Consider the following 20,653-nt stretch of genomic DNA (forward strand, 5'->3'; position numbering starts at 1 on the left):
AGACCCACCATGCAAGACGCATTCCGCATTGCCGATCAACTCCTGCTCGCGCCTTATGGCGTGGACGAGTCCGTGATCGAAGCCACCTTCTCGCGCATGCGCCAGCATGCTGTCGACTATGCCGATCTGTATTTCCAGTACACCCGCAGCGAGGGCTGGAGTCTGGAGGAAGGCATCGTCAAGTCCGGCAGTTTCAGCATCGATCAGGGCGTGGGTGTCCGCGCCGTTGCCGGCGACAAGACCGCTTTTGCCTATTCCGATGATATCGGTGCCGAAGCCATTGGCCGTGCAGCTGATGCGGTACGTGCCATCGGTGCGATTGGTGGCGATGGCTCGGCCGGACGGCAGTCGCCGCAGCGCGGGCGTGACCTGTACCCGGCCATCGACCCCTGTTACAGCCTGGAAGCCGCGGCCAAGGTCGCTCTGCTGGAAAAGGTGGAAAAGCTGGCCCGCGCCATGGACCCACGGGTGATCCAGGTGATGGCTGGCGTGGCTTCGGAATACGACGTGGTTTACGTGGCACGGCATGATGGCGTGCGTGCTGCGGATGTGCGCCCGCTGGTGCGGCTGTCGGTGCATGTGATTGCCGAACAGGATGGCCGCCGCGAACAGGGTTCCGGCGGTGGCGGTGGTCGTTTTGACCTGACCCGTTTCGACGATGAGCTGGTGGAACTCTATGTGCGTCAGGCAGTGAACCAGGCGCTGATCAATCTGGAAGCTCGTCCGGCCCCGGCCGGCCAGATGACGGTGGTGCTGGGTTCCGGCTGGCCGGGTGTGCTGCTGCACGAGGCCATCGGTCATGGCCTGGAAGGCGACTTCAACCGCAAGGGCACCTCGGCCTTCTCCGGCAAGCTGGGCCAGCGTGTGGCGGCAGCCGGGGTGACGGTGGTGGACGACGGTACGCTGGATGGCCGACGCGGTTCGCTGGCCATCGACGACGAAGGCAACCAGACCAACCGTACCGTGCTGATCGAAGACGGCATTCTCAAGGGCTATATGCAGGATGCGATGAATGCGCGCCTGATGCAGGTGGCTCCCACCGGCAATGGCCGGCGTGAGTCTTATGCCCATATCCCGATGCCGCGCATGACCAATACCTATATGTTGGGTGGTCAGCACGATCCCAAGGAAATCATCGCCTCGGTCAAGGATGGTCTGTACGCCGCCAACTTTGGTGGTGGCCAGGTGGATATCACCAGCGGCAAGTTTGTGTTCTCGGCTTCGGAAGCCTGGCGCATCGAGGACGGCAAGCTGACCTATCCGGTCAAGGGCGCGACCCTGATCGGCAATGGCCCGGATGTATTGGGCCATGTGTCGATGATAGGCAATGACATGGCGCTGGATCAGGGCGTGGGTGTCTGCGGCAAGGAAGGCCAGAGTGTGCCGGTGGGAGTGGGACAGCCTACCTTGCGCATTGACGGCGGCCTCACGGTTGGCGGCACTGCCGGCTAGCCGGATTGCATGCTGATGTGGCATAGCAAGGCCATGCGTGTCGGCAGCGGGTTGCTGCTGGCATGTCTGTTACGCGTCGCCGATGCCTCTGCCCAGGACTTTGTCGTGGCGGTGGAGGAGTCGGACAACCATCCCTTCGAGTACGCACGGGGGGATGGTGCGGAGCATGGCGGTTTCCATCTGGAGGAAATCGACCAGGTGACGGCCAGCCTGGGCTGGCATGTGGTGTACAAGCCCATGCCATGGCAGCGCGCCCTGCGCAGCCTGCAACTGGGCCGGGTGGATGCGCTCAGTTATCTGGCGCGCACGCCAGAGCGCGAGGCCTATACCGTCTTCATGCCGGCGGCCATTCAGCACCGCCAGTATGCCGGGCTGTTTGTGCGCCGCAGCCAGCGCCGGCATTTTCCTGAAAGCAGCCAGCCCTGCACGTATGCGGGTTATCGCATGGCTGCCGCCAGCAATTACTTTTATGGCGAAGTGGTGCAAAAAGCCATGCATTCCTGCTGGCAGATCGAGATGACCGCCAGCTCCAAGGAAGAAGTGTTTTCCAAGCTATTGGCCGGCCGCATCGATATCGCGGTGGCGTATGGCACCTCTTTGCAGTCGCTGGCAGCCAGCATGCCGGAGCTGGAAACGCAAGTGGTGGCCCTGCGCCAGCCGCGCTGGCTGATCGGTGATTTCTACCTCGGTTTTTCCCGCAAGGCGATGTCCGCTCAGCGTATTGCCAGCTATCTGCAGGCGCAGCAGCAGTTTCGCGCTGGCAGCAGCTATCAGCGGCTGGTACGCAAATACAATATGAAGGAATTTCTGCCCTGAGCGCAGAGTGGGCGAGCCAGCCATACCGCAGCGCGCCATGTTCGCCAGCGCCTGAGCGCCGTGCAGCAGGCCACCACCCAGGCCGTGCTGTCGTCCTGAAAATTCAAGCATGTCCCAGCTATTTCCACTAAATGATTGATAACGGTAGCCGCCTGCTGCCAGGGGAGGGGAATGGTCCGACTGGAAGATCTGCAGATATTGCTGCATACCGCACAGCTGGGCAGCCTGTCCGCCGCCGCCCGCCTGCTTGATGTCAGTCCGGCGGTGGCCAGTGCCGGGCTGAAGCGGCTGGAAGCCGAGCTGCATACCCGGCTGCTGGTGCGCTCCACCCGCAGCTTGCGGCTGACGGCCGATGGCGAGCGCTATCTGGCGCATGCCCGTGCCGCCATCGAAGCATTGCAGGCGGGCGAGCAGGCGCTGGCGGCCGGGCAGCAGGCGCTGCATGGCCAGCTCAGCCTGTCCATGCCTTCGGATATTGGCCGTCAGCTGTTGCGGCCGTGGCTGGATGATTTCCTCGCGCTGCATCCGGCGGTGCGTTTGCAGCTGCACATCAGTGACCGGCTGGCAGATCTGTACCGCATGCCGGTGGACGTAGCCTTGCGCTATGGTGTGCCGGAGGATTCCAGCCTGGTCGCCCTGCCGCTGCTGGCGGACAACCGGCGGCTGTTGTGCGCGGCACCAGCCTACCTGGAGCTGCATGGCTGGCCGCAGCGACCGGAAGATCTGGCCGCGCATGAGTGCCTGCGGCTGGTGCTGGGAGATGCCTTGCACGAGCGCTGGCGGTTTGCGCGGCATGGCGAGTGGTCGGTGGTGACAGTGGGTGGGCGACGCAATAGTGACGATGGTGAAATCGTGCGCCGTTGGGCGGTGGCCGGGCTGGGCATCGCCTACAAGTCGCAGCTGGATGTGCTGGATGATGTGCGCAGCGGTCGGCTGCACGCCCTGCTGACAGATTACCAGCCGGAGCCGACGCCTTTGTACCTGGTGTGTCCGCACCGGCTGATGCTGTCGCCCTTGCTGATGCGCTTGCGCGAGTTCCTGCAACAGCGGCTGCAGGATTATGTGGCGGGAGAGGGCGCAAGCCTGCCGCAAGCGGGCTTGCGCTGACGGCACGCAGCGTTCAGATCTGCGTGCTGAGCAGATTGCCGACCGAAGACGAATAGCCGTTGCTCTGGCTGTTCTGCAGGTTCTGCAGCAGAGCGTTCAGGAAGGATTGCAGATTGGCGGAGTTGTTGCTGCCAGAATTGCTGCCCGAGCTGCTCGAGCTGGTGTCGCTACTGCCATTGGCCTGCTGCACGCTGCTGAGCAGATTGTTGAAGTCGCTTTGCAGCGTATTGAGCGCGCTGGAGCTGCTGCTGGTCGTGCTGCTGCTGGAGGAGCTGGACAGCTGCTGAATCAGGCTTTGCAGCTGGCTTTCGGCATTGCCATAGGCACTGCTGCTGGTGCTGCTGTCGGAACTGCTGGTGTTGCTGGATTTCAGCGCGTTGAACAGATCATGCATGAAGGTATGCATGGCCTGCATCGGGTTTTGTGCGCTGCCAGTGCTGCCGTCGTTGTCGCCGTCATCATCCGGCGGTGGCGGGGCTTGCGTGCCGGCCAGTGCGCTGTTGCCCGAGCCACTACTGGTGCTGGTGCTATTGCTGCTGGATGGTGGCTGCAAGGAGATACCCAGCTGGCTGAGTGCCTGCTCCACGCTTTGCATGAAGGCGTCGTTGCCGCCACGGTGCTTGCCGTGGTGACGGGTTTCGCTGCTGCTGGACGTGCTGCTGGTCGACGTGCTGCCATTGAGCAGGCTGCTGTAAATCGACGACGTGCTGCTGATGCCCGAAATGCTCATGATAAGGCTCCCTGTGCTTGCTTGTGACTTGTGCAGTAAAGCCACCTCCAGAGATCAGGACGCGGCATTGCGCCTGCCTACACTGGCAAGTTTCAGACCAGCAGCCCTGCTGGGAAATGTAAATATTCGTCAGTAAATGTTAAGAAGTGTTGGCACAACCAGGGCTTGAGCCTGATTTTGCTAATATCCTGCCGGCGACTGACCGAGCTGGATGGCTGGTCTGGCAAAATTTGCCGCTGATGCAGGCAACAGCCGGAGGCATTGCCGGGCCGCCACGGCATGATCTGGCGCGGCACGGCCTGCAGCCGGCAAGAATTGCCGCTGTAGTGGGGCAGCCGCCAGAGGTGAGAGAGGGACCCGGGCAAGCGGGTGGCGGCTGCTTGGGAAGCAAGATGCGGGACATGGCGGTTAAGGAAGGTTAATACCCGGTAAAGCGCTATAAATCAGTGTAAAAGCCAGTAAAACTTCCCCCGCAAGCGGCCGTGATGTGGATCATGTCTGCCGACAGCCCCGGGAGAGCGGGGCCTGCACAGAATAATCAGGATGGAAAATGCGAATACTGCTGGTAGATGACGATATCGAGTTGGCCGACATGCTGGGCAGCTATCTGGAGCGGGAGTCCTGCCTGGTTCAGAAAGTGAGCGATGGCACCAGCGCCGTGGTACAGGCCTTGTCCGGCCAGTTTGACCTGATGGTGCTGGATGTCATGATGCCGGGCCTCAGTGGCGTGGAAGTGCTGCGACGGGTGCGCGAACACAGCATGTTGCCGGTACTGATGCTGACGGCGCGTGGCGATGATACCGACCGCGTGCTGGGCCTGGAGCTGGGTGCGGATGACTATGTGCCCAAGCCTTGCACACCGCGCGAGTTGCTGGCCCGCATTCGTGCCATTTTGCGCCGAACCGGTAACCAGGTGCAGCCGGCCCAGGAAAATGATGTTTTGCGCGAAGGCCCGCTTGCCATGTGGCCGGGCGAGCGTCGTGCCCAGTGGGCTGAAGAAACGCTGGAGCTGACCAGTACCGAATACAGCTTGCTGGAATTGCTGGTGCGCCATGCCGGCCAGCCGGTGGGCAAGGATGTGCTGTCCAAGCAGGCGCTGGGTCGGCCGCTGGCACGTTTTGACCGCAGCGTCGATGTGCACATGAGCAGCATCCGGCAGAAGCTGTCGCGGGTGGCGCCTGGCCGCATCTGCATCCAGACCGTGGTGCGCCGCGGCTATCAGTTCATCAAGGCCTGAGTATGGGACGCCTGTTCTGGAAACTGTTTCTCATTCTGTGGCTGGCGCAGATCAGCACGGTGTTCGGGGTGGGCGCGGTGTTCTGGCTCAGGCATCGCATGGAAAGCGCTGCGGCCATCGAGCAGCAGCATCCCATGGATACGGTGGTGCTGGACATGGCCGCGGCGGTGCTGCGGCGCGAGGGTGTCGCCGGCTTGCGTGCTCATCTGCAAGACATGAGTACCAAGGCGCGCAACCATCTGCTGGTGTTGGACGATCAGCAACACGAGCTGCTGGGCCGGGCGCTGCCTGCGCCGGACCGGCTGGGGCTGCGGCCAATGCGCGAGGTGACGCTTGGCGCTTCCGCTCATTACCGCTTGCTGCTATTGCCGCCCGGGCCGCACGGCAGCATGCCTGGTGGCGGGCCGGAGCATGGTCCGGGAGAGCCCAGCCCTTTCCCCTTGTTGCCTATCATTGGCGCGCTGTTGGCCAGCTTGTTATTCGGTGCCATCCTGGCGCGCTACCTGTCCAAGCCGATCCGGCTGATGAGCGAGGCGTTCCAGTCGGTGGCCAGGGGTGAGATGGATGTGCATCTGGCCAGTGACCTGGGCAGCCGGCGCGATGAGCTGGCCGATCTCGGGCGCGATTTTGATGGTCTGGCCCATCGCTTGAAGCAGTTGATTACCGGCCAGCGCCGGCTGTTTCACGATGTCTCGCACGAGTTGCGCTCGCCCTTGGCCCGGCTGAATGCCGCAGTGGACCTGGCACGACAGCAGCCGGAAAAACTGGAGGAATGGCTGGACCGCATCGAGCGTGAATCCGGGCGCATGGATGCGCTGGTGGGTGAAATCCTGGCGCTGGCCCGGCTGGATGCCGAAGCATCGCAACACCCGGCGGAGTGCCTGCCGGTCGATGTGCTGCTGGAAGAGCTGATTACCGATGCCCAGTTCGAGGCCGAAGCCAATGGCACCAGCATCCTGCTGCTGCAAGAAGATGCGGCCGAGGTGATGGCGCAGCCGGAGCTGCTGTCTCGCGCACTGGAAAACGTGGTGCGCAATGCCATTCACCACACCCGCAAGGGTGATCCGGTTTCACTGGCCGTGATGCGTGGTGCTGCCGAGGTGACGATTGCCGTGAGCGATTGCGGGCCGGGCGTGCCGGAGCATGAACTGAAAACCATCTTCGAGCCGTTTTTCCGCAGCGAGCAGAATACCCAGCCCGGTGGTTACGGCCTGGGGCTGGCCATGGCGCAGCGCATTGTCGAGGCGCACCAGGGCCGGATACAGGCGGTCAATCTGCCGCAGGGTGGTTTGCAAGTGAGCATCACCCTGCCGCTGGCCTGAGCAGGCTTAGCCGCGCGAGCGCAGGCCGCCCGAGCTGCCCAGTTCGCTGAGCAGGCGCGTGGTGGTGCTGCCGCTCAGGCGGAAGGGGTCCAGTACCGGACTGGAAGAATGCCGCAGCAGGAGTGCGGCATTTTTCTTGTCGATGGGGGCCTGCGCCATCGACCAGCTGGCGAATTCGCGCTGATCGATTTCCTGGTAGGCCAGCAGGGTGACGTCGCGATGGCGGTCGTCACGGCAGATGTGCTGGTACAGGGCATTCACTTCGGCACGGCCACCTTCCAGCGCCTGCACGAAGACATCGTCGCCATAGCACAGAACCCCGGTAATACCGCTTTGCGGATTGTGCTGGTGGGCGGCGTCCAGGATGTGTTTCACCAGTTCGCTGGTGATCGGGCTGCAGCTGCGGCTGGCGTAAATGAGTCGGACGAGCATGGTCAGTTTCCTCTGTGCATCAGCGACAGGAATTCCCGGCGCAGATTGGCGTCGCGCAGGAAAGAACCGCGCATCACGCTATTGGTCATTTTCGAATTGTTGTCCTTCACGCCGCGCCAGTGCATGCAGAAATGATCTGCTTCCATGACGATGGCCAGGCCATCCGGCTGCAGCTTGTCCATCAGCAGGTCGGCAATCTGCATGACCGCTTCTTCCTGGATTTGCGGGCGGGTCATGATCCAGTCGATCAGGCGCGCGTATTTGGACAGACCAATCAGGTTGGAATGCTCATTCGGCATCACCCCGACCCAAACCCGGCCCATGATGGGGCACAGATGGTGGGAGCAGGCACTGCGTACCGTGATGGGGCCGACAATCATCAGCTCGTTGAGCTGTTCGATATTGGGGAATTCGGTATTCGGCGGGCTGGCTACATAGCGGCCACGAAACACCTCGCGCACATACATCTTGGCCACGCGGCGGGCGGTGTCCTGGGTGTTGTGATCGTTGACCGTATCGATGACCAGGCTTTCCAGCACAGCCTGCATTTTTTCTGCCACTTCCTGCTGCAGCAGGTCCAGCTCATCGTCCTGGATGAAGTCGGCAATATTGTCATTGGCGTGAAAGCGTACACCCGCCTGTTGCAGGCGGTAGCGTATGCGCGATGAAACGCTGGCCGTCGTCATGGCCTTGTCGTCCGGTTTACTCATGGTGGGGGTGGCCCTATCTGGATGGCTGGCTTGTTCTGGGTAAGGGGCATTGCAAGTCGCTACAGCGGTGGTGCCAGGCCTGATGTGCCAACCGCTCTTAGCCGTGATGTGTGGGGACTGCTGTCTATTCTAGTGGCTGCCGTTTGCTGCTGCCGGCCCTGCCCTGAATGGTAATGCGCTTGTCCGGCAGGGGGAAGGAAAAATCCGACCTTTCCAGTCTAGATGGTGTCGTCGCTGGCTGCTTTCAAGAGGATGCGGCGGTTTTGTGCTGCCGATACAGGCAGGGCTGGCCGGAGGCTTCCAGCACGTCCTGGCAGGGCTGGCGCTTGCTCTTGATCTGCAAGGCATGGCAGGCATAGGGGAAGCGTGCGTCGTGGCTGATGTAATAGTGGCGGCAGCCCTGACAGCGCAGACGGGCAGCCGTGGTATGGCTGGTGGTGGGCATGGGATGGTGTGGCAACGGGTCGTGGGTGGATTGTGCCGCGAGTGGTGCGGAATGTGAATATTTGTTTTAAATGATGATGGCGGCTGTCATTTTTGATATAAAGCTACATTGCCCCCTGCCGTTTTCGTCTGACTTCTTTCGACGGCTCAAAGCGGCTGACATCGATCACTATGAATATCAACCCCGTATTGGTGCTGGCACCCATCTTCCTCACCACCGAGTTGCTGAGCCTGGCACTGTGCATGGTGCTGGCTTCGCTGCGCAGCAGCGGGCTGCCCGGTGTGCGCCAATGGCTGCTGGCCAATGTGGCGGTGGTGGTCTACCTGCCATTGCTGGGTTTGCGCGACATCATTCCCGACGCCTTATCCATCGTGCTGGCCAATGGCATGCTGGCGCTGTCGGCTGCTTGCTATTACGCCGGCTGCGCCCACTTCCTCGGCCAGCCGCCACGCTGGAAATACCTGCTTGCAGGAGCCGCACTGCAAGTGCTGGCGGTGGTCTACTGGCGTTATGGTTTCAACAGCCTGCCTTTGCGGGTGATGGCGGTTTCTGCTTATGCTGCGGTGGTTTGCACGGCCACCGCCTGGCTGATGCTGCGGCATTACACCGGCCGCCGCAACAGCGTGCACTACCGTCTGCTGACGGGCTTGTCCTGCCTGTTTGCCATGGCACAGATCGTGCGCAGCATTTATTTCGGCATGATGCAGCCCGAACCTACCCACATCATGCTGGCCAGTGGCTGGAATGTAGTGTTGCTGTGTATCGGCGCGGCCATCATGCCGGCCTTATCGATGGCCGCGGTGCTGATGTTGCACGAGGCATTGCAGACCGAGGCCGAAGAGGCCGCCAATCGCGACTTCATGACCGGCGCCTTGTCACGCAAGCATCTGTTTGCCACCGGCCAGCAGTTCATTCTGCAGGCGGCAGCCACCCGCCGTCCGCTGACCCTGCTGCTGATCGATCTGGATCATTTCAAAATCATCAATGACACCTATGGCCACGCGGCGGGCGATGAAGTGTTGCGGGCCTTTGCCGACATGGTGGGCGAGCATTTGCGCGGCCGCGATGTGCTGGGCCGGCTGGGTGGCGAGGAGTTTGCGGTATTGCTGCCGGATGCCAGTGTCGCATCGGCGCAGCTGGTGGCCGAGCGGCTACGCTTGCGCGCACAGCAGCATCAGGTAGTCAGTAGTTTTGGTACATGCCACTACAGCATCAGCATAGGTGTGGCCGGCTGGCTGGGCGGGGAGAGCTTCGACCAGCTGTGCCAGTGTGCGGATCAGGCCTTGTATCAGGCCAAGAATAGCGGTCGCAACCGGGTGCATACCAGTCAGGCTGAGCTGGCGTTGCTGCCGCAGTCGGCCTGAGCTTGCGCTTTTCGCTGGCTGTATCGTGGCCAGCGCTTGGCGGTTGAGGCGAGGCCGGCGTCTGGCGGGGAAGGGTTCAGGCCTTGGTGTCGACGCTATTGCCCAGATGGCTGGGGTTGCTGACGTATTCGTAGACACCGACACCCAGGGCGGCGGCGGCGAGCAGTGGGTGGGCTTCTACCACCGACGCCGCCTCGGTCACCACGGAAGCGGTGGCCTTGAGCATCGCCCCACCTGATGTGCTGATGAAAGAACCTACCGCTCCCAGAAACATGGTTTTATCCCTTAGAACCTGCTCATCGTCTGCTGGATTGAGTCGAGATGGGGCTGAGATTGCGTTGAAAACACCTGCGGAATGCTCATTTACTCTAGGTAAACTCTGCTTCCTCACTTGTTTTCGGTCGTTTTCGCCTTGTCTCACTCTAGCTCGCGAGCCTTTGAACAGGCTCTTCGTGCATTTCAACTGCTATCGGCAGCCATGCAGCGGGCTTGAGGCGGTTTACCCGGATTTACACCGGGCAGCCGGCAGGCGTTACCAAAAGCAGGTTTGCCCGGCCGGCCCTTGCTGGAGGCCTGGCTGGGCAGCGTTAGTCAGTCTGCTTGCGGACATCCAGTAATTCTTGCAGCTGCGACAGGGTGGAATCGTCCTTGACCACGTGTTGCAGCCATTCTTCCAGGCTCATTTCCGCCCAGCGGGCCGCCCGTTCCGCCAGTGCTGCCACCGGGCTGTGTGGTTCATGTACGCGGAAATAGCGGGCGACTTCGCCCAGCATCTGCACTGCTTGTTCACGGCTGTGGATCTGGCCGTCAAAGTTAAGCGGGTGCGCCGGGGCCGGGTGATGGATGGTGGCGGTGGGCATGGCGGGTCTGCTCTCCTGCGGGGCGGGCTGAGGCCGCGTGGTAGTCGGGGCGGCTTCCGGTGTGGTCTGCTTGCGATAACGCAATACCAGGTCCTGGCAGGCGTAGATGGCATTGCGGGCGTCGACCAGGCTGGGCGCATGTTCGCCAAAACGCTGCTCCAGTTTCTGCTCCAGCAGTTCATAGCATTGATGCGACTGCACCAGTTGCTCGTGGACCGTGCTAAACCAGCCTGCACCGCAGAGGGTGGCGGCTTTTTCAAAGCTTTCCCCCGGCAGCTTGCCTTCGGCAATGGCGGCCTCGCGCGCGGCGGCATCCTTCAGCCCCAGATTGTCCACTTCCCGTGATTGCTGCCAGTCGTTCCAGCCATAGCCGCCAAACTCGGGCTTAATGAGTGGCGTGGCACGGATGGCGGCTGCCAGTTGCTGATTCAGCCATTCCAGCTTGCCGATGCGTTCGTCCAGATCTTGCGGGTCCAGCTCGGGATAGCCGCTGGCCCAGTATTGATCCAGCCAGCCATTGAGCAGGCTCAGTCCCAGCGGCAGGCTGGCAATGCCTTGTTGCTGCAGCAGGGCTTCCGCCAGCCAGACAATCAGTTGCAGATCCTTGCTTTGTTGGCTTAAGGCCTGTTCGCACAGCCGTATGACCTTGGGCCATTCGGCTAGCTTCAGGGTCTGTTCCCATTCGCCCTGGGCCAGGCCGGGGTCGTCGCTGCGGCGGGCTTCGCGAATCTGGTCGAACAGCACCGAGTAGCTGAGGTCTTCGCCCGCCGGCTGCGAGCCGGCAATCGGTGCCAGCAGTTGTTCAAGCTTGTCTTGCATGAGGTGTCCTGAAAAATGGAGTGGCTGGCTATCCATGGTTAGCCAGCACTTTTGTTTTGCTGCCGGGCTTAGCCCTTGCCGACTTCCGGCATGGTAGAAATCAGTACCGCGCCGCAGCTGGTTTTGTGGCCTTCCAGGGCCACTGGCTTGCCACCGACCAGCCAGGAGGAGTCACCCTCGACGATGCTGCAATTGCTATGGCCATTGCGTGGACAGCTGACACTGTCACCGAGGCAGGCCACCTGCTTGCCAAACAGGGTGGTAGAGGAGGCGGCGCTGAGCACATTGCCGCCATGATCGGTAGGGTCGCCAAGACGGATGACGCGTTTCATGCGGGTATTTCCTCCACGGTGGGACGTATCACGCTCAGGCAGGCTTCATCGTGGCTGAACTGCACCAGCATGACGGGCGCACCCAGCTGGGTGCTGCGGGTGATGGCCTGTGCGGTAAGCAAGGCCGTGGTGGCTGCGCCGACATTGCCCCATTCGCGCACGCTGTTGCTGGCCTGATCGATGGGATGCAGCTCGATCTGATGGCGGCTGAGCGCACCGGACAAGGCTGAGAGGCGGGTACCGCCCACATCGACATCGCCGCTGTTATGGCTGAGCCAGGCCAGGCTGGTGGCGCGGTTGTTGTCTGGCTGGGCGTCTTCCTCGCTGAAGGGGTAGTCCAGCAAGCGGCCGTTCACCAGAGCATTGTCCAGCAGGCTTTGCAGCTGGCGGGCCAGCTGCATGGCGCGCATGGCTGCCGGGCCACGGCTGGCGGTGGCCAGCTGGGCGAGCAGGGGCAAGGCTGCCAGTGAAGCCTGAAAGGATGGTGGGACCGGCCCCCATTCCGGCGAACCGGCCACGGTATTTTTCTCCCAGTACGGCTGGTAGGGGTCTGGCTGGTCATCAACTGCCGTATTCACCGGGCTGGCGGCTGCATCTTGCTGCGGCAGGTCGCTACGCAAAAACAGCATGGCTACCAGGGCAATGCCGGGGCGGCCGCGCCATGCCAGTTCCGGGTCCGGGCTGTTTTCCTGCCATGGCTCGTCGTCTTCCTCAAAGGGCAGACCAGGCGCATCGGCGGCCAGCACCACCAGGCCGGGCAGCTCGGGCGTTTGTTGCAGCACTTGTGCCACCCGTTCCGCCAGCGGGCCATTGCCGGGAAGAAAGCGGCAATCCTGCGAAGGTGCTTGTTGCAGGCCAAGGCTTTGTTGCACAGCTTCGAGCTGGGCCGTCTTGAGAGCGTCAAGTTGCTCTATGCCGGACAGCGTGGGAATGACCTCGGTATACAGTGGCAACCAGGCGGCCCCGGCGGCCTCAGCATACAGTCGTGACAAGGCCTCCTGCAGCAGCGGCGTGATGGCATCCAGCACGTTGTCTGCTTCGATATCGTCCTGGCTGATGCTTTCCCACTCGTAAGCGCTGTCGGTTTCTGTCAGCCAGTCGGCCTCGTCCTTCACCGGCAGTGCCGTGCCGTACAGCCAGCGGCAGTCTATGGTGTACTGTCTTTCGCGCAGGGCGTTCTGGTGCTGCTGGCGGGCAGCCTCGCGGGTGGCGGTTCTTTCGGCTTCGGCACTGGCGGCGGCGGCTTGCTGCGCCGCCTGCTCGCGCCGCTGCCGCAATACGCCCCACCAGCGAATGGCCAGCGTGGCCGCGACCGGCGGCACGATGTGCAATAGCAAGATGGCCGAAGGGCTGATGCGCTGCCAGCTGAGCGGCAGCACCAGCCATAGCAGCCCCCACCAGCCTATGGTGAGGCCCCCAAGCAGGGCGGGTAGTCTCCACATGGTGCCGGGTCCTTAGCTCAGACGCACTTTGATCTGCTCGCCCTTGAGCGAGACGGCGATTTTCTTCACCGGCTTGCCGCTGGCCATGCGGCCCAGCAAGTCACTGGAGATTTGCGCCAGCAGGGTGCGGGTGAGGATGGCATCGGCATTGCGCGCGCCACTGTCCACATCCATGCAGCGTGCGGCGATTTGCTCGGCCAACTCCTGCGGGAATTCCACCTTGGCACCGTGATTGTTGGCGATGCGCTGGCGAATCTTCTCCAGCTTGAGGGCAACAATGGCCTGCAGGACTTCGTCGCTGATGGGGAAATAGGGGACGATATCCAGCCGGCCCAGCAGGGCGGGTTTGAATACCTGCTGCAAGGTGGGCCGCAGGATTTCCACCAGGTCGGCGGCGGTCGGCTCGCGGTTCTCGCCTTCGACCGTGACGCCGTGTTCGCAGGCGCGCATCACCAAGTCGGTGCCGGTATTGGAGGTCAGCAGGATGATGGTGTTCTTGAAGTCCACCTCGCGCCCTTCGCTGTCTTCCAGCTGGCCTTTGTCAAAGACCTGGAAGAACAGCTCCATGACGTCGGGGTGGGCTTTTTCCACCTCATCCAGCAGCACCACGGAGTAAGGCTTGCGGCGTACGGCTTCGGTCAGTACGCCACCTTCGCCGTAACCCACATAGCCCGGAGGCGAGCCTTTCAGCCCGGATACGCTGTGCGCTTCCTGGTATTCGGACATATTGATGGTGATCAGATTGCGTTCGCCGCCATAGAGGGCTTCGGCCAGCGCCAGTGCGGTTTCGGTCTTGCCCACGCCGGATGGGCCAACCAGCATGAATACCCCCTTGGGCTTGCCGGGGTCTTCCAGATTGGCCTTGGCGATCTGCACCCGCTCGGCAATCTGCGCCAGTGCATGTTGCTGGCCGATCACCCGCTCGCCCAGCAGGCTGGCCAGCCGCTGCACCTGTTCCAGCTCATTGCTGACCATGCGGCCCAGCGGAATGCCGGTCCAGCCGGAGATCACGTCGGCGATGACGCTTTCGTCCACGCACTCGAAGGCCAGCGGTTGCTGCTGTTGCAGGGCGCGCAAAGCCTTGCGCTTGAGCAGCAGCGGGCTGGGCTTTTTGCTGCTGGGCTTGGCGCTGTCGGTTTGCTGCTTCAGCGCTTCGATTTCGCTGACCAGCTGTTGCTGCTCCTCCCAGGCGGCGTGCAGCTGCTGCAAGTCCTGCTGCAGCAGGGCGTGTCGGGTCTGCAGCTCGGCAATGCGTTCGGCATGGCCTTCTTCGCGCTGCAAGGCGGCAATTTCACGCTCGATATTAGCCAGCAATACGCTGACATCTTCCACCGGGCCTGGCTTGCCGGCGCGGGACAGGGCGACGCGGGCGCAAGCGGTATCCAGCACGCTGATGGCCTTGTCCGGCAGCTGCCGCCCGGTGATGTAACGGCTGGACAGGTGCACGGCAGCGGTAATGGCTTCGTTGAGGATGTCCACCTGATGGTGATCCTGCATGGCCTGGGTAAGCCCGCGCACCATCTGCACGGCGATGTCGGGTACGGGCTCTTCCACTTTCACCACCTGGAAGCGGCGTGCCAGGGCAGCATCTTTTTCAAAGTATTTCTTGTACTCGGCCCAGGTGGTGGCGGCGATGGTGCGCAATTCGCCACGTGCCAGCGCCGGTTTCAGCAGATTGGCCGCGTCGTTCTGGCCGGCGGCACCACCCGCGCCAATCATGGTGTGGGCTTCGTCGATAAACAGAATGATGGGCTGCGGGCTGGCCTTGACCTCGTCGATGACCTGACGCAGCCGGTTTTCAAACTCGCCCTTGACGCTGGCGCCGGCTTGCAGCAGCCCCAGGTCCAGCGTGCGCAGGGCCACGCCCAGCAACACATCCGGTACTTCCTGCCGCACGATCTTGCGTGCCAGCCCCTCGACCACGGCGGTTTTGCCCACGCCCGGTTCGCCGGTCAGGATGGGGTTGTTCTGACGGCGACGCATCAGGATGTCGATCATCTGGCGGATTTCACCATCGCGCCCCAGGATGGGGTCGATCTTGCCGGCGCGGGCCTGGGCGGTGAGGTCTATCGTGTACTTGTCGAGCGCCGGGCTGCCACGGCCTGCCGGGCGCGCTGCGGCGCTACCGGGCTGCTCGTTGCTGTCGTCGTCGGCTTCCTCGTCGCCGCTGAGGCCGCTGGCCGCTTCGCCGCCGTGCTGGCGCAATTGGCGGTAAGCGCCTTGCAACTGGCTGGAATCCTGCCGGGCCAGGCTGCGCGAGCCGGATTGCAGCGCATTGCGCAGGGCGTCATCGCGCCACAGCACTAGGAGCAGGTCCAGGGTGGAGATACTGTCCTGGCCATATTCCATGCTGGCCAGCAACCAGGCCTTTTCCAGCCATTGCGGCAGCCAGGCGGACAGCACCGGGTTGCGGGTATTGCCGCTGCGGAAGGCGTCCAGCGCAGCATCCAGCTCGCGGTTGACCTGTACCACCGGTAGGCCTAGTGCCTGCAGCGCAGACAGCGCGGCATTGTCTGCCTGGTCCAGCATGGCCAGCAGGACGTGTTCGATTTCCACTTCAAAATGGGTGCGCGCCAGCGCGCGGCTGGCAGCTTGCTCTACTGCCTGGCGTGCGGTGGGGGTGAGTCGTTCGATAAGGGATTTCAAAGATACCGACATAGGTTTTCCAATAAGCACAATTCAAATCAACAAGCCTGCTGCAATCATTGCAGCAGGGCGTAACGCATATCATCCGGGTCGCGCTGTTGTGCGCCCAGCCAGCAACTGCCGCCCAGCCGCAGGGCGTTGTCTGCAGCCAGCCGTGCCGGTGGTACGGCCTGTTTCTGCAATACCAGGCAGACATCCACCGCCAGATTGTGGCCGACGGCAAACTTCAGCAGCGCCTGCAAGGCCTGTGCCGCCTGGCCTCCCGGTTGCAGGGCGTCGTAACGCTGGCGGTCCATGCTGCCCAGCCGCAGCTGCAGCCTGGTTTGCCGGTCCCATACCCGTGCGCCGGCCAGCACCGAAACTCCCAGCTCGCAGGCATGGCCGCCCAGGCGGCTTTGTTCGTCCTGCGGAATATTCATCCATTGCCCGACAAACTGCTGCAGGCTGGCCGATACGCCGAAGAAGCCTTCCACCAGTGCCACCAGTGCCTGTCCCGACAAGGGTTTCTGGCTGAGCAGGCCGGCAAAGTAGACGAACAGATTTTCGTCTATGCCATTGTCACCTTGCAATTGCTGGCGCAAGGATTGCAGACCCAAGCCGCTCAAATCCAGCAGATTCCGGCTGAAGTCGTCTTCTTCGCCGGCCTCCACGCGAATCCAGTAACGGTATTTTTGCCAGGCCGCAAAAAACAGCGCGGCAGAGCGGTGGCTGAACAGGTCGAGAAAGGCGTGCAGCGAGTCGTCCTTGTATTGCTGGCGACGCTCCAGCAACAGCTCGGTATAGGAGGTGGGTAGTACACCGCTGGGACCGGTGAGGCCGATGAAGCTCTGCGTCATCTCGGCCAGGGTGTCACTCTCCTCAGCCGTGGCAGGTGGCCGGTAAGACTGCAGTTCGCTGGGTGGAAAACTGAGCGAGGCCAGGGTGCGGAAACGCAAACGCGGCGGCAGCGCGGCGCGGCGGCTATCGCGCTTGCGCGCACTCAGCCCCAGCAGCCGCACTGCCTGGAAAAAGCTGAACTGGCTGGCGTCTTGCGCCAGCTCTGCGTTCAGATCACGAGGGCTTCGCCGGCGCGGGCTGGCCATGTCGCTACCTCCTCGTCTTGTTGCACCGTATGCACGCGCAGACGGCTGAAACTGTTGGGACTGCAATAAAGCGCAAAGAAACGCTCCAGTACCGAGGCAAACAGGTAAACGCTGCCGCCCACGTAATAATCAGCATCCAGCGTCAGCTGGATTTCACTGCCACGCACAAAGCCGGAGAAGTCCCGGCCACTGACCCGGCTAACTGCCGCCTGGCTGCGGATGCCGACAATGCCCTGGATCTGCCGGGTATTCACTGCCGAGTCCCCCAGGTTGTACAGCGTCAGCATTTCCTGGATCGCCTGACAGCCGGAATCGACGATGGACAGGTAATTCAGCGACAAATGCGAAATCAGCCGCCACTGCACCGCCCGCCCCAGCGGGCTGCGCTGGCTGGCGCTGGGCTTGCGCAATAGCCGCACCCGTTTCACTACCGAATGGCCGGGCAGGGAAAAGTCCGTGCGCTGGGTGGCCTGGCTGCCACCAAAGGGAATCTGCTCCGGCAGGTCGCGGTTGCTGCACAGCAGGCTCAGGCTCAATACCTCGCTGGCTGGCCGCACCGCATTGAACTGCAAGTCCACCAGATGCAGTTCCATTTCACTGCCCTTGTCACTCTGGCGGCGCGAATTTTCACGGCTGGCGTGCCAGTAAAAGCGGGGAGCCTTGATATGGCTGCCATGGCGGGTGGCGTAGAAGGGGGCGACTTCTTCGCTGCGTTCGCCTTCGGCGGATTTCTCTACGCGGACGACCCGCTGCAGCTGTACCACTTCGTAGGCCAGCGGCTTGCGCGCATCCACCACCACCGGATAGCTGGCTTTCTGATGGGTCACCCGGATGGGTTCACCCGGCTGCTGGAACAGATTGACGATGGGCGTGCAGCCCAGCTTCAGGTGCTGTGCCTGCAACTGCGCCAACAGCCGGTGGTGGCGTTCGCTGTCCGGGTAGCGTTTCAGCATGATCTGCACGACCAGCTTGTCGCCAGGCAGCCGGCTGGCCGGTTTCTCCAGTTGCAACAGGTCGACAAACAGGAATTTGTCCGGGTAGCAGAAGTATTCGGTCAGCAGGCGATAGCCCATGAATGAACGCTCGTCATACTCCAGCATGCCTTCGTCTTTGCCAAAGCCCACCGGCTGCAGGCAGGAGGCGGGCAGCACCCGCGTGCGTGCCGGGTCCTCGCTGCCATCGCCTACTCGTACGCCCAGCGCATTGGACAGCAGCATTTCATACAGCAGGTGCATCAGCGCCGGCTCGCCATCCAGGAAGAAGCGCAGCGATTGCAGGCCGATATCGCATAGCGGCAAGCCGCCCTGGCTTTGCAGCTCGAGAGTGAGGATGGCGGCGGCGTCCGGTGCCAGTTGGCGCAGATAAGGCGAGGCGCTGGTCAGTTCCAGCCGGGCCTTGTCCAGCGTCAGCGGATACAGGTCCACCGGATAGGCACTGCGGAATTTGCACACCACGCCCTGCATGGCCGGGGCATGCACCGGCTGGCCGCGTTCCACCCGGTAGCGCTTGGCAATTTCCGGCCGCAGGGGGTCGCACTCAAACTGCACGATGCTGGCCGATGGCACGGGCTGCAGATAGTGCGGGTAGAGCACGTCCAGGAAACTGCCGGCCACTTCCGGATAGTCATCATCCAGCTTTTTGTGGATACGGGCGGCCAGCAGCGCAAACGACTCGATCAGCCGCTCGGTATGCGGGTCCTCGCACTGGTCGCCTTCCATATGCAGGCGACCGGCAATCTTCGGATAGCGCCGGGCAAACTCACCGGATAACTCGCGCAGCTGGCCCAGCTCGCGTTCGTAATAGGGGAGGAGGGATTCAAGCATTCAATTACACTCGGTTTCCATGAAAGCTGCGTGGATCACTCAGGCCACCGCGGTTTCTGTTGATGGTGAGTTGCGCTGGTTCAGGCGCGTCAGCAGCACGGAGTCGGCCCCGGCATATACTTTGCGGTAGCGCAGGTAGCCGGCGCCAATCAGGAATGGTTCCTGCCCTTCGGTGACTGTCTGCGGAACCTGAGTGCCTTGGGAGTCCTCGTACAATTTCACCCAGCCTTCTTCTTCCTTGGTCAATCTGCCGTTGGCTTTTTTCTTTTCGCTCAGCTCTTTCAAGCCCGCCAGAATCTCCGGGCTCTCCTTGCCGGTAATCCGGAACCAGGCATAGGAGTCATGCACATAGTCGGTAAACAGGCGATTGACTGCTGGCGGCAGGAATTTGCTGTCCGTGCCTTTGGACAACTCTGGCCAGATTTCCACCAGCTCTGCCCAGTCCTTGACCACTTTCGGGTCCCAGGTCGGGGGGTAGTAGTCGCGTGTGGTACGGCCGATGCTGACTTTGTCCTTTTTCATCCAGCTGCGGAAATAGCCCAGATGCTCGGCCATCTTCTGGTTGCCGCCCAGCAGGTCGTTGACATCACCGTTGTCAGCCGCTTGCAGGTTGGGAAAGCGCTCCAGCAGGGCCGCACGGTCCTGAATGCCGGCCCAGCTCAGCCGCCAGGCGACATAAGGCCAGTACATATCGCGTAGCAGGTCCTTGTATTTGACCGGCTTGTCCTTGTCCGCGGGGTTTTTGCGTGGCAAGGCTTCCAGGAAGGCATTGAAGTCTTCGATCAGCTTGGCATCCACCTGCATGCGGTACTGCACTGCTGCGGGCATCTTTTCCGCTTTGAGTGGCACGCCGGCCAGCCTTGCCTTGCGGTACATCACCGCCAGAGTAATGCGGGACAGTTTTTCTTGTCCTCTGTTGGTGGTGCCGCGTCCCTGTTCCTTGGGCAGGTAGCCACCACCAATATCGGAGTGCACGCCGGGAAACATGATTTCCTCGCAACCGGCAGGCAGCCCGGCCTCGGTTTCGATGGAATCCAGCGGGAAGCTACGGCGGATTTCATGTGCCGATACCAGGTGCACACAGGGCATGCCTGGCGGTACGCGCAGCGATTGTTCGGCATCCGCCCATTCCGCATGGCCATCAAACAGCAGGGTGGAGGCCGCCAGCCCCACCGAGGCCACCGTGTCGAATATGCCAAGAAAGTCAAAGGTGACCGGGAAGCCACCCAGCGTCATGCCGCTCTGATTGGCCAGCTCGGCGTCCAGCGTGCACATTCTTTGCATCCAGTTACTGAAGGAGCGCGCCTTGGTCGCGCCGCGCGAGAAACCGAACACCGACAGATGAATGTTGCCCACCTTGCCTTTGCTCATATTGGCCGGTTTTTCCCCAGGGGCATGCATGAAGGGGGCAATGGCTGCATGCAGTCTTTTCAGTACGCCGCGCAGTTTGTCAAAAGTGTTCTGCTGGGCGTTTTCCATTTGGCGCGCAGTGATCCAGCTACCATCTTTCAGGCTCCAGCCGGTAATCACCATGCCACGGCTCAGGCTGAGAATCTCGGCATCTTGCAGCAGGACACTGCCGAGAAAATAGAAATGGACATTATTGATCGCCTGCATCAGGCCCCACACGATACGCTCATGTCCATACAAGGCCATGGCCGCACCCATGGCAGCATCGCGCCCTTGGCCGCTGTCCTTCACCTGCGGGAAGGGGGTACCCACCCCTGGTATGTATACCTTGAAGAAATGGGGATAGTCGGTTTCCACATTCTCCCATTTCGTTTCACTGGTAATGACGCCGGGTACCGACTGCCCCGGGTAGCAGTCGTATAGTCGTGCTACATTGGAAAAACCTTCATTGCTCTGGCACAGATTGTAGTTGTTGCGCGTGCCATCAAAGAAAAAGCCGAAAAACAGGTTGGCATCGCAACTGGCCGTGGGGGTGCAGATGGGTGGGAGTTCTCTTGATGAGTACTTTCTCAAATCTCTTGTGTCTTCCTTTGAGAAAAAAATATCAAACTCGCATGGGTTGGA

At 61.8% G+C, this 20,653-nt stretch carries 18 protein-coding genes; 6 read left to right on the forward strand and 12 right to left on the reverse strand.

Going from position 1 to position 20,653, the window contains the following annotated elements; all coding sequences use genetic code 11:
* Positions 1-9 precede the first annotated feature (9 nt).
* From tldD to FAZ30_RS14155, 3 genes are all read left to right on the forward strand, one after another.
* Positions 10-1,452 carry a metalloprotease TldD gene (gene tldD, locus FAZ30_RS14145; RefSeq protein ID WP_137009656.1) on the forward strand — a complete coding sequence of 481 codons (1,443 nt, stop codon included), beginning with the start codon at positions 10-12 and terminating at the stop codon, positions 1,450-1,452.
* Positions 1,453-1,461: 9 nt separating this feature from the next.
* On the forward strand, positions 1,462-2,268 hold the full coding sequence (locus FAZ30_RS14150) for a substrate-binding periplasmic protein (RefSeq protein WP_137009657.1): 807 nt from the start codon (positions 1,462-1,464) through the stop codon (positions 2,266-2,268).
* A 171-nt stretch (positions 2,269-2,439) separates the two neighbouring features.
* Entirely contained in the window at positions 2,440-3,375 is a 936-nt protein-coding gene (locus FAZ30_RS14155) for a LysR family transcriptional regulator (RefSeq protein ID WP_137009658.1), read from the forward strand.
* Positions 3,376-3,388: 13 nt separating this feature from the next.
* On the opposite strand, the gene FAZ30_RS14160 is transcribed toward FAZ30_RS14155, so the two are convergent.
* Complete coding sequence (locus FAZ30_RS14160; RefSeq protein WP_137009659.1) at positions 3,389-4,105, reverse strand: cellulose 1,4-beta-cellobiosidase; 717 nt, start codon at positions 4,103-4,105, stop codon at positions 3,389-3,391.
* Between the two features lie 550 nt (positions 4,106-4,655).
* Between FAZ30_RS14160 and FAZ30_RS14165 the strand changes: the two genes are divergently transcribed.
* Both FAZ30_RS14165 and FAZ30_RS14170 read left to right on the forward strand, forming a co-directional pair.
* Complete coding sequence (locus tag FAZ30_RS14165; RefSeq protein WP_124643482.1) at positions 4,656-5,342, forward strand: response regulator transcription factor; 687 nt, start codon at positions 4,656-4,658, stop codon at positions 5,340-5,342.
* Between the two features lie 2 nt (positions 5,343-5,344).
* Positions 5,345-6,664, forward strand: a complete 1,320-nt coding sequence (locus FAZ30_RS14170) for a sensor histidine kinase (RefSeq protein WP_137009660.1) — start codon at positions 5,345-5,347, stop codon at positions 6,662-6,664.
* Between the two features lie 6 nt (positions 6,665-6,670).
* Here FAZ30_RS14170 and FAZ30_RS14175 read toward each other — a convergent pair whose 3' ends face one another.
* The 3 genes from FAZ30_RS14175 to FAZ30_RS14185 all read right to left on the reverse strand — a co-directional run bounded on the left by FAZ30_RS14175 (position 6,671) and on the right by FAZ30_RS14185 (position 8,251).
* Positions 6,671-7,096, reverse strand: coding sequence for a BLUF domain-containing protein (locus FAZ30_RS14175; protein WP_124643484.1), 426 nt, complete (start codon positions 7,094-7,096; stop codon positions 6,671-6,673).
* 2 nt (positions 7,097-7,098) lie between these two features.
* The gene (folE, locus tag FAZ30_RS14180) at positions 7,099-7,806 is read right to left on the reverse strand and encodes a GTP cyclohydrolase I (RefSeq protein WP_124643485.1); all 708 of its coding nucleotides are present in this window, start codon (positions 7,804-7,806) and stop codon (positions 7,099-7,101) included.
* A gap of 244 nt (positions 7,807-8,050) precedes the next feature.
* Positions 8,051-8,251, reverse strand: a complete 201-nt coding sequence (locus FAZ30_RS14185) for a hypothetical protein (protein ID WP_124643486.1) — start codon at positions 8,249-8,251, stop codon at positions 8,051-8,053.
* Between the two features lie 170 nt (positions 8,252-8,421).
* Between FAZ30_RS14185 and FAZ30_RS14190 the strand changes: the two genes are divergently transcribed.
* Positions 8,422-9,615, forward strand: coding sequence for a GGDEF domain-containing protein (locus FAZ30_RS14190; RefSeq protein ID WP_137009661.1), 1,194 nt, complete (start codon positions 8,422-8,424; stop codon positions 9,613-9,615).
* Between the two features lie 76 nt (positions 9,616-9,691).
* Here FAZ30_RS14190 and FAZ30_RS14195 read toward each other — a convergent pair whose 3' ends face one another.
* The 8 genes from FAZ30_RS14195 to FAZ30_RS14230 all read right to left on the reverse strand — a co-directional run bounded on the left by FAZ30_RS14195 (position 9,692) and on the right by FAZ30_RS14230 (position 20,602).
* The gene (locus FAZ30_RS14195) at positions 9,692-9,889 is read right to left on the reverse strand and encodes a hypothetical protein (protein WP_137009662.1); all 198 of its coding nucleotides are present in this window, start codon (positions 9,887-9,889) and stop codon (positions 9,692-9,694) included.
* 313 nt (positions 9,890-10,202) lie between these two features.
* Positions 10,203-11,294 (reverse strand): type VI secretion system protein TssA, encoded by a 1,092-nt coding sequence (gene tssA, locus FAZ30_RS14200; protein WP_124643488.1) that lies wholly within the window; start codon positions 11,292-11,294, stop codon positions 10,203-10,205.
* A gap of 68 nt (positions 11,295-11,362) precedes the next feature.
* Positions 11,363-11,626, reverse strand: a complete 264-nt coding sequence (locus FAZ30_RS14205; protein ID WP_124643489.1) for a PAAR domain-containing protein — start codon at positions 11,624-11,626, stop codon at positions 11,363-11,365.
* On the reverse strand, positions 11,623-13,068 hold the full coding sequence (locus FAZ30_RS14210; protein WP_137009663.1) for a hypothetical protein: 1,446 nt from the start codon (positions 13,066-13,068) through the stop codon (positions 11,623-11,625). The genes FAZ30_RS14205 and FAZ30_RS14210 overlap by 4 nt, the downstream gene beginning before the upstream one ends.
* 12 nt (positions 13,069-13,080) lie before the next feature.
* Entirely contained in the window at positions 13,081-15,726 is a 2,646-nt protein-coding gene (gene tssH, locus FAZ30_RS14215) for a type VI secretion system ATPase TssH (RefSeq protein ID WP_137009664.1), read from the reverse strand.
* Positions 15,727-15,770: 44 nt separating this feature from the next.
* Positions 15,771-16,796 carry a type VI secretion system baseplate subunit TssG gene (tssG, locus tag FAZ30_RS14220; protein ID WP_137009665.1) on the reverse strand — a complete coding sequence of 342 codons (1,026 nt, stop codon included), beginning with the start codon at positions 16,794-16,796 and terminating at the stop codon, positions 15,771-15,773.
* Positions 16,760-18,619 carry a type VI secretion system baseplate subunit TssF gene (tssF, locus tag FAZ30_RS14225; protein ID WP_137009666.1) on the reverse strand — a complete coding sequence of 620 codons (1,860 nt, stop codon included), beginning with the start codon at positions 18,617-18,619 and terminating at the stop codon, positions 16,760-16,762. Before tssF ends, tssG begins: the two co-directional genes overlap by 37 nt.
* Before the next feature lie 39 nt (positions 18,620-18,658).
* A complete protein-coding gene (locus FAZ30_RS14230; RefSeq protein ID WP_246043361.1) occupies positions 18,659-20,602 on the reverse strand; it encodes a T6SS phospholipase effector Tle1-like catalytic domain-containing protein in 1,944 nt (647 codons plus the stop codon).
* Positions 20,603-20,653 lie beyond the last annotated feature (51 nt).

The sequence above is a fragment of the Aquitalea aquatilis genome (genome assembly GCF_005155025.1).
Lineage (GTDB): Bacteria > Pseudomonadota > Gammaproteobacteria > Burkholderiales > Chromobacteriaceae > Aquitalea > Aquitalea aquatilis.